The 12,156-nt window shown below is 43.1% G+C and carries 17 protein-coding genes and 2 pseudogenes; 13 read left to right on the top strand and 6 right to left on the bottom strand.

What is annotated here, in order from left to right:
• The first annotated feature begins 15 nt into the window (after positions 1 to 15).
• Positions 16 to 399 (top strand): helix-turn-helix domain-containing protein, encoded by a 384-nt coding sequence (locus tag ACQCN2_RS01335; RefSeq protein WP_426927081.1) that lies wholly within the window; start codon positions 16 to 18, stop codon positions 397 to 399.
• A 17-nt stretch (positions 400 to 416) separates the two neighbouring features.
• Here the strand turns inward: ACQCN2_RS01335 and ACQCN2_RS01330 are convergent, their stop codons facing one another.
• From ACQCN2_RS01330 to ACQCN2_RS01320, 3 genes are all read right to left on the bottom strand, one after another.
• Positions 417 to 1,049 carry an undecaprenyl-diphosphatase gene (locus ACQCN2_RS01330; RefSeq protein WP_426927080.1) on the bottom strand — a complete coding sequence of 211 codons (633 nt, stop codon included), beginning with the start codon at positions 1,047 to 1,049 and terminating at the stop codon, positions 417 to 419.
• A gap of 99 nt (positions 1,050 to 1,148) precedes the next feature.
• Positions 1,149 to 1,340 carry a YwbE family protein gene (locus tag ACQCN2_RS01325; RefSeq protein ID WP_426927079.1) on the bottom strand — a complete coding sequence of 64 codons (192 nt, stop codon included), beginning with the start codon at positions 1,338 to 1,340 and terminating at the stop codon, positions 1,149 to 1,151.
• 27 nt (positions 1,341 to 1,367) lie between these two features.
• Positions 1,368 to 1,922 (bottom strand): class I SAM-dependent methyltransferase, encoded by a 555-nt coding sequence (locus ACQCN2_RS01320; protein ID WP_426927503.1) that lies wholly within the window; start codon positions 1,920 to 1,922, stop codon positions 1,368 to 1,370.
• A gap of 183 nt (positions 1,923 to 2,105) precedes the next feature.
• Here ACQCN2_RS01320 and ACQCN2_RS01315 point away from each other — a divergent pair, with 183 nt between their 5' ends.
• Complete coding sequence (locus ACQCN2_RS01315) at positions 2,106 to 2,585, top strand: hypothetical protein (RefSeq protein WP_426927078.1); 480 nt, start codon at positions 2,106 to 2,108, stop codon at positions 2,583 to 2,585.
• 75 nt (positions 2,586 to 2,660) lie between these two features.
• Here the strand turns inward: ACQCN2_RS01315 and rluF are convergent, their stop codons facing one another.
• Entirely contained in the window at positions 2,661 to 3,350 is a 690-nt protein-coding gene (gene rluF / locus ACQCN2_RS01310) for a 23S rRNA pseudouridine(2604) synthase RluF (RefSeq protein WP_426927077.1), read from the bottom strand.
• Between the two features lie 136 nt (positions 3,351 to 3,486).
• Positions 3,487 to 3,834 (bottom strand): hypothetical protein, encoded by a 348-nt coding sequence (locus ACQCN2_RS01305; RefSeq protein ID WP_426927076.1) that lies wholly within the window; start codon positions 3,832 to 3,834, stop codon positions 3,487 to 3,489.
• Positions 3,835 to 3,983: 149 nt separating this feature from the next.
• On the opposite strand from ACQCN2_RS01305, the gene ACQCN2_RS01300 reads away from it, so the two are divergent.
• The 11 genes and pseudogenes from ACQCN2_RS01300 to ACQCN2_RS01250 all read left to right on the top strand — a co-directional run bounded on the left by ACQCN2_RS01300 (position 3,984) and on the right by ACQCN2_RS01250 (position 11,623).
• Complete coding sequence (locus tag ACQCN2_RS01300; protein ID WP_426927075.1) at positions 3,984 to 4,214, top strand: hypothetical protein; 231 nt, start codon at positions 3,984 to 3,986, stop codon at positions 4,212 to 4,214.
• A 154-nt stretch (positions 4,215 to 4,368) separates the two neighbouring features.
• Positions 4,369 to 4,560 (top strand): annotated as a pseudogene (locus tag ACQCN2_RS01295) (spore coat associated protein CotJA); the annotation flags it as partial.
• A gap of 143 nt (positions 4,561 to 4,703) precedes the next feature.
• Positions 4,704 to 4,973: a spore coat protein CotJB gene (locus ACQCN2_RS01290; protein WP_426927074.1), complete on the top strand. Its 270-nt coding sequence runs from the start codon at positions 4,704 to 4,706 to the stop codon at positions 4,971 to 4,973.
• Positions 4,974 to 4,996: 23 nt separating this feature from the next.
• Positions 4,997 to 5,233, top strand: a pseudogene (locus ACQCN2_RS01285) (manganese catalase family protein); the annotation flags it as partial.
• Positions 5,234 to 5,302: 69 nt separating this feature from the next.
• Positions 5,303 to 6,778 (top strand): recombinase family protein, encoded by a 1,476-nt coding sequence (locus ACQCN2_RS01280; protein WP_426927073.1) that lies wholly within the window; start codon positions 5,303 to 5,305, stop codon positions 6,776 to 6,778.
• 571 nt (positions 6,779 to 7,349) lie between these two features.
• Positions 7,350 to 7,760: a hypothetical protein gene (locus ACQCN2_RS01275; RefSeq protein ID WP_426927072.1), complete on the top strand. Its 411-nt coding sequence runs from the start codon at positions 7,350 to 7,352 to the stop codon at positions 7,758 to 7,760.
• Between the two features lie 208 nt (positions 7,761 to 7,968).
• A complete protein-coding gene (locus ACQCN2_RS01270) occupies positions 7,969 to 8,322 on the top strand; it encodes a hypothetical protein (protein WP_426927071.1) in 354 nt (117 codons plus the stop codon).
• Positions 8,323 to 8,389: 67 nt separating this feature from the next.
• Positions 8,390 to 9,070 carry a hypothetical protein gene (locus ACQCN2_RS01265; protein WP_426927070.1) on the top strand — a complete coding sequence of 227 codons (681 nt, stop codon included), beginning with the start codon at positions 8,390 to 8,392 and terminating at the stop codon, positions 9,068 to 9,070.
• A 181-nt stretch (positions 9,071 to 9,251) separates the two neighbouring features.
• Positions 9,252 to 9,779, top strand: a complete 528-nt coding sequence (locus ACQCN2_RS01260) for a hypothetical protein (RefSeq protein ID WP_426927069.1) — start codon at positions 9,252 to 9,254, stop codon at positions 9,777 to 9,779.
• 157 nt (positions 9,780 to 9,936) lie between these two features.
• Complete coding sequence (locus tag ACQCN2_RS01255; RefSeq protein WP_426927068.1) at positions 9,937 to 10,956, top strand: hypothetical protein; 1,020 nt, start codon at positions 9,937 to 9,939, stop codon at positions 10,954 to 10,956.
• 280 nt (positions 10,957 to 11,236) lie between these two features.
• Positions 11,237 to 11,623: a hypothetical protein gene (locus ACQCN2_RS01250; RefSeq protein ID WP_426927067.1), complete on the top strand. Its 387-nt coding sequence runs from the start codon at positions 11,237 to 11,239 to the stop codon at positions 11,621 to 11,623.
• Positions 11,624 to 11,777: 154 nt separating this feature from the next.
• Here ACQCN2_RS01250 and ACQCN2_RS01245 read toward each other — a convergent pair whose 3' ends face one another.
• Positions 11,778 to 12,098, bottom strand: a complete 321-nt coding sequence (locus ACQCN2_RS01245; RefSeq protein WP_426927066.1) for a hypothetical protein — start codon at positions 12,096 to 12,098, stop codon at positions 11,778 to 11,780.
• Between the last annotated feature and the right edge of the window lie 58 nt (positions 12,099 to 12,156).

Genomic DNA, 12,156 nt, shown 5'->3' with positions numbered 1-12,156 from the left:
AAGGAGCTACTAACCTTGACGAAATCCAGTTGGATCCCTTTTTCCATCGTTCTATTAGCTGCCGCAATCGCTTTTAGTGGTTTTTGGATTGGCAATGCGATGAAGGTACAGAACTCTTTGAAATCTGGTTCGTTTCTTACTTCCGCAAGCGCTAGTACAACCATCCCCACAGTTCCTGTCAAAGCCTTGTTAACATTAGATGAGGCCGCTCAGTATTTGGGGCTCTCCAAAGAACAAACCCTTTCGATTGTAAGACAAGAACAGCAACAGTTAGGACAAGCGGGAAGTTACACCGGTGTCATGTTGTCTCCAGTACGAATTAACTCGGATCTTTACTTTACCAAGAGCAATCTAGACAACTGGGCAAATGAGGTAACCTCCCAGGGTAAAAGCTATTAGCTCCTTCACTCTACTTCCTACAGCTCGCTATACAGCTTTTTTTGTTTCGTCGAGTACACCCGATAGGCTGAAAGCACAGGCACACGGTTCGTACATGCCGCATACAGTTGGAAAATTTTGTGAATGAGCGGTTCTAAAATTCCAGCGGACTTGCTGACGAGTAGCGCTACCAGTAAAGCAACAACCGCTCCACCTACTACGTCCGCAGGGTAATGCACGCCAACAAAAACCCGCGCAATTCCGGTCAGCGCAGCCAGTACCATCACCGCCCAGCGATAACGAACTTGTCGATAGTAAAACATTCCCGCAACAGAGAAAGCAAGAATCGTATGGTCACTTACGAACGACGAGTCTGCAGCATGGGGAATTAACTGATTGACTGCATGGGCCATAAAGGGGCGCGGATGCCAGTACAGATGATGAATCACTTGATTGCATAAGAAACTAATCAGGATCGTTATCACGGTGTAAAGGGCTGTCCGCTGATTTTTCTCCAGAACATCCTTATCTTTTTTAGAGCTAAACCAAAGCATCAAAAGGAATAACGCGAATACCTCTGGCGTGTAATCGGCAAGAAAAATCATCGCGCCATCCAACCAAACGGAGTGTCCGGCGTATTGATTCACAAGTTGAAATAATTGCTCGTTCAATGAAGTTCTCTCCTTTTTCAATAGACACGGTCCCACTTTACCACGATAATGCGGAATAAATATGGAATCGCTCGGTTCTGTTTTATCTGGGAATCGTATTTAGTAGATCGCTTGAACCCTGCCTACCTGTCCATCTTGGAGACGAACTTTAATCCCATGCGGATGATTCGGGGAATTCGTCAGGATGTCTTTTACAATTCCTCTGGTGGTTTTGCCCGTTCGTTGATCCTGCTTTAACACGATATCTACTTCTAATCCAGGATAAATATTTTTACGAATTTGACCGTTCATCTTCTGTGAAAACTCCTCTACTAGTGATTATTTGGTACAAACCGCCACCCCGATAAAATAGCGGACTCCCTCTCTTGGCTTCTCAAAAGTCACGCCTCTCTGGTAGTAGATCTCCACCTGCGAAAAACGATCAAACAGCTCCTCAAACTCTTGTGGTGTCAGCTGATGCACGTGAAACGGTTCACTCGTCGGCATTCCGCGCCCGCGTCCGAACGGGCTGGACAGCACCAGTGTTCCTCCGGGCTTGAGCATTCGATACAGATTATCCATGAACGTCCGATCATCTTCCACGTGCTCGATCGTTTCAAAGCTGAGAATCGTATCGAACATCCCCAGCTCCTCCGGGAGATTGGGATCGATCGCGTTTCCCACCTGATAGGTTACCTTCTGATGGTTGTACTCAATATTGGCGTAACGGATCGTTTCTTCATCATTATCGACACCGACAATGTGGGTGATTTCCCGCTTCCGTTCCTTCGCCACCATATGGCAGCCGTATCCAGTCCCGCATGCGATATCCAGTACCCTTCCCTGTACATACGGAGTCGCGAAGTAATATCTTGCAATGTGCTCCAGCAGCATGCCGTTGGTTGGCTTCAGTTGCTTGGGGATAATTCTTTCTCCTGTCCACTCTAACAAAACGCATCACCATTTTTCATCATCTACTTGTTTCCTCTCAATTATTTCTCGTTCGCTTTCTTCTGAAAAGCTGTGTGTGGTATAATCGACAAACCAAAACAATCCACCTGAAATGCGGAGGAATTCATGCTTACGTTCGAAGAAAAACTGTCTATTATTGAATCGTTTAAAGAACTGCAAAGAAATAATGTGTCCCTGGGACGGGTTAATTATCAATTGGAAGAAAGCCTCTACGACAAGAAAAATGTCATCTATCATTTGCATCCTAACGGAAACGGCTTTGTGTACGCCGGCCTTATAAAAGGGTACAAAAAGGATGAAAAAGGTCTCGTCAACATCCGCGATTTCTCTGCGGAAGCCCTGCGTTCCTTGATCCAGGCATCAATCAACTCCCTTACCACACCGCCGAAACCTTCTATTGAAGAAGCGATTGTTGGAGACGGAGAGGAAGAACGCTGGGTCGGACCACATAATCAGACGCTCCTGCTCGTCCATGAAGATGAACTGTGGAACGTATACTCCGGCCTGAATCTGGATGCGGCATTTGAATCCTATGTCGAAGCCAAGAACTATCTGGAGGAAGAAGGATACACCCTTCAATCCTAACCCCATCGTCGCTACATAATTATCAACAATGACAAGACGCCCTTCGTGAAGAAGAGCGTCTTTTTCATCTCAAGCCTAACGAAGAAATTGTTTGAGCTGGTCAAGCTCCTTTGGCGTCAGATTGCGCCAGTGACCTGTTTTAAGTCCGCCAAGCTGGATATTCATGATGCGAATTCGTTGCAATCGCATGACCTGATAACCAAACGCTTCACACATTCTTCTGATCTGGCGGTTAAGGCCCTGCGTCAAAATAATCCGAAAGACACGTTCACCAATACGATTTACCTGACAGGGTTTGGTTTTGGTGCCAAGGATATGCACACCCTTGGACATGCCTTGGACAAACTCCGGAGTAATCGGTTTGTTCACGGTGACGATGTATTCTTTTTCATGATTGTTTTCGGCGCGCAGAATTTTGTTCACGATATCCCCATCGTTGGTAAGCAAAATCAGCCCTTCCGAATCCTTATCCAACCGTCCGATTGGAAAAATCCGCTCAGGATGATCCACGAAATCGATGATGTTTCCCTGAACTTCCCTCTCCGTTGTACTCGTAATCCCCACTGGTTTATTTAACGCAATATAGACATTTCGCTTCTTGGCACCAATCGGCTTGCCATCAACCAGAACAACGTCGCCATGCTCTGCGGTACTGCCCAGCTCGGCAATTTTCCCGTTAATCGTGACACGCTTCGCTTCTATGAGCTTGTCCGCTTCCCGTCTGGAACAGATGCCGGTTTCACTGATGAATTTATTAATTCTCATCTCTTAATCCCTTCTCTACTGTAAAACTTGACTAATTGTACCACAACCAAGGGAGCCACATGCAAGTGTCGAGTGATTTATAAATAAAGTCAAAAAAGTTGCCTAAATTTTTTTAGGCAACTTTTCAATGAAATTGTTAACTTCTCTCAAGTGTTCCTAATCTGTATGGCTGATACAACCCGCTTAAATAGACATTGCCCCACCCGTAGGCCTTCTCAATCCAGTCCAACAACTCATCAACCGCGTGGAAGTGCTCAACATTCTGCCAGTATTCATTCGTTAAAATGGTCCAATTGGGGAGTTCAAGCTGATGCGTCTGCCGCTCTTGCGCGGATAGCTCCTCATAAGACATGATCTGAGGTTGTTCCAGCTGCTCTTTGGACAGAATCGAGTGCGAGAAACTCACAAAATCCAGCTTTACATGAAAATCAAGGCAACCGACCTTCTCGAGTATGTTTTGAAAAACGTTCCTCAGGTTATCCACATGAACCCTCCCCATCTACTCAACGTTATGTCCTAGTACACCTATCTTTTAAGGATTATGCTATAACTGTTATTTTTATACATTTGTTGCAAAATTCCCTTCTTTTCTTTTTTAGAGGAATGGTAAAATAAGGGTGGGAGTTGGTACCCGTGAGTTTAATCGTTTTTTTGTGGTGGATGTCTGGCATTCTCTCATTATTGGTTTTATTTTTTGCAATCATTGCACAATCATGGGTTTGGACGTTAATCAGTGGTGTACTATTTCTACCCATCGCCTATTATTTTGGAGGAGCTAAAAATTCTTTCCAGCTCATTGGCTTGATTCCATTGATTCACCTTGCTTTAGCCTGTTTGTTCTTGTGCAGAAAAAAACATATGTAATTCAGTGACAATGAAAAGCTGGGATTTCCCCAGCTTTTTTGTATTCAGGAAATCCCTGCTATCTAAAATTGGGCAAATGCCCATCACCAAACAACTTAGGCGAACGTACAGTGTAATGACTAGTTAAATACCCAATTTGAAGGAGGCAATGATCTTGTTTTCTCAATTCAAGGCTTGGACCCCCTATGTCAGTCCGTTCGATCCATGCCCACCAATTCGTGTCAAGTGGTACAATACGCCGCCACAGCTCTATATCCCCTTCCAGCCACCCAATCTACCACAGTTTGCTCCCTTTGAAGCCCTAAAATTTGGAGTTCTTTGGCCTTCATTATATGGACCCTATCCTCGCGAAGCAGGTCACATCCGACAAGAAATGCATGATTGTGAACCTTATTCTCGTGGAGCCGGCCAATTCCGACAAGAAATGAGTGATTATGGCCCCTATCCACGGGGAGCCGGTCAAGTCGTAGAAGAAATGAGTGATTATGAATGAGCGACAACAGAACGGTAGATGAACGTTACTACAAGATGCTGGAGGAACTTCAAGCTTTGGACTTCGTTCTCGTCGAGCTTAACTTGTATTTGGACACACATAAAGGCGACACCAACGCGGTCAATCAATACAATCAGTACGTACAAAAGCGTTGGATGTTGGCTCAAGAGTTCGAGTCTTTTTACGGCCCGTTAATGAATTTTGGTCACAGCTATTCCAGTTTTCCTTGGCAGTGGGTCGACACGCCTTGGCCTTGGCAGGTTTAAGATAGAAGGAGGAGAAACACATCGTGTGGATTTATGAGAAAAAACTTCAATATCCTGTTCGAGTAAGCAAGTGTGATCCCAGAATGGCTAAACTTTTGTTGGAGCAGTACGGTGGGGCAGACGGAGAGTTAGCCGCTGCCCTGCGTTATCTTAATCAGCGGTATTCCATTCCAGACAGGGTAATCGGCCTTCTCACTGATATTGGAACCGAGGAGTTTGCCCACCTCGAAATGATTGCTACCATGGTTTACAAACAAACAGCTGCTTAATTGCAACAAATGTGTTACACTCTTCTCAAGGAATAATATACCATGAGGGGATGAAATATTATGGCAATTAAGAAGGTTGCAATTTATTGCAGAAAAAGCCGCGAAGCCGATGATAAGACAACTGCCTCTATAGACGGACAAGCTAATTCTCTGATAGAACTATGTGAAAAGCGCGGGTATGTGTATGATTTGTACAGTGAGACTGGATCGTCTCAAGAATGGGATCGTTCAGAGTTCCAGAAGCTTCTTTCTAAAATAAAGCACTATGAATACGATGCTATCGTTTGCACCGAACAATCTCGCTTGACTCGGAACACGAAACATTACGAGGAAGTCAAAGAGATCATGATTAAGACAGGTTGTGTCCTTGTTACACCAACATCGATTACGGACTATACCAATGAAGATCAAATGTTTAGCGGCGACATTATTGCATTAATTGAAAAGCGAGAATGGCAAACCACTAGAAAGCGTCTTATGAGGGGTTCTAGGGAATCTGCAAAGAAAGGCAACTGGATGGGTAAGAAAGTTCCTTTTGGTTATCGATACAATCGCGACACCAAGAACCTTGAGATTGTACCAGAGGATGCCGAAATCATTGTTCGCATGTTCAATGAGTATGTGTCAGGAAAGTCTACCACAACTATAGCATACGACTTCACCAATGCAGGGATTACTAACATGCAATGGAGTTCATCCTCTGTGGCACGAATGATCGCCAATGTTGCTTATGCTGGTCACTCCTCCTACGGATGCACCAAGCAGTACAAACAAGGTGGAAAGCGTGTAACAGAACGGACTTCAGCGGAAGATCAAATCGTTATTAAGGACGCCCATGAGCCAATCATTCCCCAAGACTTGTTTGATATGGCACAGAGAATCAGGAACGAGAGAAACTCCCGACCTGCTGCTTTGAAGATCGGCAAACATATATTTTCGGGTCTAGTACGTTGTGGGGTCTGTGGCAGTATCCATTCATTTCAAACCGCACACGGTAAGAAGAGAATTACAAGCTGCACGACACGGACATACAAAGATGATGGAACGTATACCATATGTAAAAATGGCGGGGCATACGTTGACGACTTTAAAACGCTTTTCCACGAGTACTTTGCTCAATTTGTCGATCAGCTTGCACAATACGTTCACCTTATGACCGATGACGAAATACAGAATTTTGATGAAGAGATCAAGCGCAGAGAAAAACAGATCGAGAAGCTAAACAAGGATATTAAACGAGTGCAGCAAGGATTCGTTATGGAAATCTTCACACCAGATGAGGCTCGAAAGCAAATTGCATCCTTTAAGGAGCAGATCATAACACTTGAAGAACAGATCAAAACCATGAAAGCAGAGAACAATATGTCAGAACACGATAAAATTTCTTCGCGACTTGAAAACATGAGACGTTTTCTAATTCATGGCGACAACATTCCAGAATATGAAGCGAATGATATTCTACGTGAATTTATTGATACGATCATCTACACCAAGGAGGGAAATGAGATTAACCTGAAAATCATTATGAAGGAATGACAATGTTCCGCATTCTAGGGGAGTTATACTAACCTTTGGTCTAAATAAGAGGACAGTTAAGATTACTATCTTAACTGTCCTCTTATTTACTTAATCCAAACTGTTACTGCAAGTTCACCAAGTCTATTGTGTTTTTTAAGTGGGTTGATGGAACAAAAATTCTTGAAAAAGCTAGGATTCATATGAAAACGTACGTTTGCATTTTTTGCAGTAATATCTTTGACGTAACTTGTACGAAATGTAAGTACCATACATTACAACAGACTTAGTATAACATTCTTTACATGTTAAATGTCCGACATTACTCTTTCTTTTTTCTCGTTCTCCTACAGTGATAAACCCACATTCCCGACAACAGTAACGTTGCTTTCCACTCTCTGTTGTTCCGCGCTTAAAGAAATTTGAGCATATTATTCCTCTTTTTGGACAAGTGATTTGAAACATTTTTAGCCTACTCCCCAAAATTTAATCTAAAAAAACCTCTCCTTACCCCAATTTATCCAAAAAGCACACTTATATCAACATTTTTCTCTATGTTCCTTGAACCAAAAATTCAAGGGAGAGATACACTATGAGAAATTTTGTTGATGTTTTGATCGAGGAATGCAAAAAGAAAATCACATGTACCACAGGGAAGGAATGCAATAGGGAAACCGCATGGAAAGAACTTGACCGGATCTTTACAAAGGCACAAATAAACAGACAAAACAAAAACAAAATTCTCAGTGGTTACAATGGAAATCCAAATTATCGAATCAGCCGCGGTTTCGCAATCGCGCTCGGAGCAGCTTTTGAATTTCAAATTGAAGAAATGAATGCATTCCTCTCGAAAGCAGGCTATTTCCTATCGGGTTTCCACAAAGAAGATAGAATTATTATCAATCTGATGTCTAGAAGAAGACATTGCACAGTGAATGAACTGAATGAAGCTCTTGAAGAACAGGGGCTTAGCTTACTGACTTACCGAACAAAAAAAGTGTAACTTCCCAAGCGACCCCCAACGACCAAGTAACTGATAAGATTTTTATTAAGAAGCGACGAATAATAAGCAGGCTCGTCAGTTCGAACATAGCAAGTCCCTCTCTGGCCAGAGGTTTAACATACGCAACAAAACAATAACAGAGCAGCCTTGCTCAAAGAGCGGGCGCTCTCATTACAACCAATTAAACAAACAAATAAGAGGTGCTTCAATGAAACCAAATCAACTAGCAATCAATGAAGAAGCTGTTTTCAAGTCAAAGCAGGTTCGACTCATCGACATCACACCCTTGCATGGCTATGAGAACAACGTAAAAACCTCCCAAATTGGCTATAACATGGTATGCCTTGCGGAAGCCAATGGCTTCGAGAAGGTCACAGTGAAGCTTGAGGGTCTTAGTAATTTGCCAATTACACCTGAACAGTTAGCAAGCTCGAAAGAACCTGTTTACGTGAACTTCATCGAGTTCTCTGCAAAGTATTACTTTTCCAATCGTTCGCAAAGTTGGGAACTAACGTGCAAGGCTAGCAAGGTACAGCTAGTGAAGCCAGTACAGAACACATAACAACTTATTGATGAGAGGGAGTGAATTAACCTCACTCTCTCCTTCAACCAAGAAAGGATGACCCTCTATGAAACCTATTAAAAACTTTATTACTTTGATTGCTCAGACTATTAGCCGTATGAAACAAGGACAGCTTACACCCGATGACAAAGCCAATATTATTACACTTTCGGTCGTATTGATTGCCAGCGCTATTTCATTAGCTCTGCTCATCAATTATTGGGTTGTAATCGTATTAATCGTACTTGGAGTCTACGTCTATAAAAGCGAGTTTAAACAGCCTGAAAATAGACCTGGTATTGTTGCTGATACCATTGTCTATAACTGCCTCTATCAAACTCTTCATGCTATCCATGACCGAATCGGAGCAAGACGACCAATCGACTTATACGATATTGCCCAGAATCCATCTATCGTAATGAAGAACAATGTTGAGATGGTACGCGCTTCCGTTCCAAAATCCCATAATGGTTTCCTACCCGAGGAAGAAACGAGCATAATCTTAAAGCATCTACAAGCCCGAATTACCGCTGATTTGAGACAAGGTAAGGTTGCCTATGTATTTAATCCATTCCCTGTCGGAAACATTCCTGCAATCGTAGTTGATGACGTTGTAGATAACGGCACACACCTTCAAGTCGATGTTCTATTAGTAGACAGTGAATACAAAGTTAAGTATCTCTACTGGAAGCACAACAACCGCAAAAAACAAACCAACCAATCGTTACCCGAAGATGATGATTTCTAATGATGGGATTGATATAGCCTTTGACGCGACGTTGCTCCTTGATGGAATAAAGCATAGTTATAAATGGTTATACCGTAAAATCCCACATGCGATCATTATAGGAAATACGGGATCGGGGAAGACATCGCTCTTGAAGTTAATACTGGGTAAAATTAGTATTTATATTGCGGACGCATCTGTGTTGCTATGTGATTATAAAGCCCAAGATTTCAGCTTTCTCCGAGGCGAGCCGAACTATTATGAGTTTACTCGATGTTATTACGGCTTGGAGCACTTCTATAACTCCTTCCTGAGCCGTCAGAATGGAGAAGACTTGAATAGATCATTTCTCCTTTTGGTCTTCGACGAATTCATGTCTTTCATTAATATGCTTGAGAAGAAAGAGGCAGATGCGGCGCGATTGAAGCTATCTAACCTCCTTCTATTAGGACGCAGTTATAACGTACACGTTTTAGTCAGTCAACAGCGCGCAGATGCAGAATATTTCGCTAAAGCAAGAGATAACTTTGGACTAGTCATTGCCCTAGGCAATATATCCAAAGAGTCTGCCGCTATGTTCAATTTCGATAGAGATAAGATGGAGCCAGTGTCAGGTATCGGATGTGGCTATATGTTGACCAATGGCACGGACATGAGAGCCATCAGAGTGCCTCTGATACGCGATCAGGCTAAGGTCGAGAGGTATATTCGTAAGACAGTCTCGAAATAGCCTAGCCAAGGCGCGTGAGGGCGGCGGGGCTAGGCCCAAAGCCGCTCATACGCGCCTGCCTCGCGAAGCGAGGCTTGTGGCAAGCCAGTGTTACCTTGCCACTACTGTCGCAAGTCGCAAACCTGTAAATTTGTATCAACATTAGGTGGTGAGCGTAGTGCGTGATTCTCAATCCAGAAAATGGCAGATAACTATTAACAACCCTATTGACAAGGGATTCGATCATTCAAAGATCAAAGAAGTATTGAACGAGTTAAAGTCACTTCAATATGCTGTAATGGCAGATGAAATTGGTCAAACCCACCACACTCACATCTTCATCGTCTGTTCAAGCGCTGTTCGATTTAGCACGTTAAAGCATAAATTCCCCGAAGCTCACTTAGAGATTGCTAAAGGGTCATCAACGCAAAACTATGAATATATTTCCAAGAGTGGGAAATGGGAAAACGATAAAAAACATGGTACTTTTATTTCTGGGACACTGGAAGAAATTGGGGAAATGCCAGTTGAGCGACAAGGTGCGAGAAATGACCTCGCCGATCTGTATGACATGATAAAAAACAATATGAGCAATTATGAAATTATCGAGGAAAATCCAGATTATTTGTTGCGAATAAGCGACATTGAACGTGTAAGACAGATGGTGAAGGCAGAGGAATTCAAAAATACTGTCCGAAAATTAGAAATTACCTATATCTTTGGCTCTACTGGTTTAGGAAAAACACGTCACGTACTGGAAAAGTATGGGTTTACAAATGTCTACCGAATTACTGATTATTCACATCCATTTGATGGGTATAAATGCGAGGACGTGTTACTTTTCGATGAGTTCCACTCTCAGTTACCAATCACACAAATGCTCATGTATTTGGAGGGCTACCCGACAGAACTCCCTTGTCGCTACGCTAACAAACAGGCATGTTTTACAAAGGTTTACATTATTTCTAACATACCGTTTGAACAGCAGTACCCCAACATTAGACTTGAAAAGCCTACCACATGGGCTGCCTTGAAAAGACGAATTCAGAAAGTCATTAACTTTGGAGCTAACGAGCTAATGACTTATCATTTTGGTCAGGGTACGCCGATAAGCCTACCTAATGTAGCGGCAACCCCAGCAGCAGAAACACATTCACGGCTTGCACAAGAAACCATACATGAATCGGACAAATCTTAACACTCATAGGAATAAGGCAGAGGTGATTCCAATGCCGAAGACCGATACGATGATGGGGCAACCACTGACCTTTGAGAAGACTATTAACGGCAAGGGGACTGTGCAGGTATTCGGAAAATTTGATCTAGATAAATTCATAAAACGGTTATTATCCTCGAAAGCCCTATGATTCATATCAAGACCTAATGTAGCGTATTTCCGGTTCTATTACAGATCCAACGTAAATGCAGCTGCCACCTTTTCAAGAAATGTCGAAACAATGTGAGTGATTTACCACCCAATGTATCGACAATATCGTCGTAAGGACCGAATGATTGGACTACAACAAGGCTCCCACAGAATCGTCTGCGGGAGCCTTCGTTGCTATTTATTAGATGAACACTTCGATGGGTTTCCATACATTTCGGTTAGTCACATCCTCCGACCATTCTGTGTTGGAGAGATAGAGCTGCGTTCCGACCGCGCGCACAAATCCCCATTTGATTTCGGGATTGCGCTCGCCGTATTCCTTCAGTGCATTGAACTTACGGTTTGCGTAGCGATCGATGTTGTTGGATTCGCCGTCAGCGGTCCTGCCGCCTTTGGCCTCAATAATCCAAATTTCGCCATTATCGAGCTGAACGATATAGTCAGGGTAGAAGTTATTCCTTCTGAAGGCTCTAGGTAAATCAGGCTAAAGTACTCATCACCCTTATCACCGTTTTTATAGTACCACTGTAGTCGCTCATAGCTCTGGCACCATTCCTCAAATATAATTTCGGTATATGTGCGATTAGGCTGAATCAGAATGTTATTGCCGTAGTTATCAAAGACATTGCGTGTCATAATTGCGGTACTGGGAAGCTTCTTGTGCTGTTTATAATATTGATACGCAGGATGCTCCAGTCTGTCGTTTTCCTGTCGCTGAAAATACTATTCAGCTTCAGCATATCTTGCGTTGTACGAGCAACACCTTCGATAGCATCCGTTTTCAGAAGAGTACCAAAAACATATCCCTTGGTTTTTGCCATCTCTGATCTGTCCAGTTTTCCGTCCTGATTGCAGTCGCAATTTTCCAGCATCTGCTGGCGCACCACTTCAACCACGGCCTGCGGTTTTATAGCAAAACGGTCGGTGCCGTTCAGCGCCTCCTTTTGCAACACAATCGTGAGCGCATCCATTCTGAGTCTGTACTGATAGGTGTAAAAGGAATCACTCAGG

Origin of the sequence: Brevibacillus ginsengisoli, from assembly GCF_050113715.1 — a bacterium.
GTDB lineage: Bacteria > Bacillota > Bacilli > Brevibacillales > Brevibacillaceae > Brevibacillus_H > Brevibacillus_H ginsengisoli.
The sequence above is the reverse complement of the archived record's forward strand: the minus strand, read 5'-3'. Positions and strand labels throughout refer to the sequence as shown.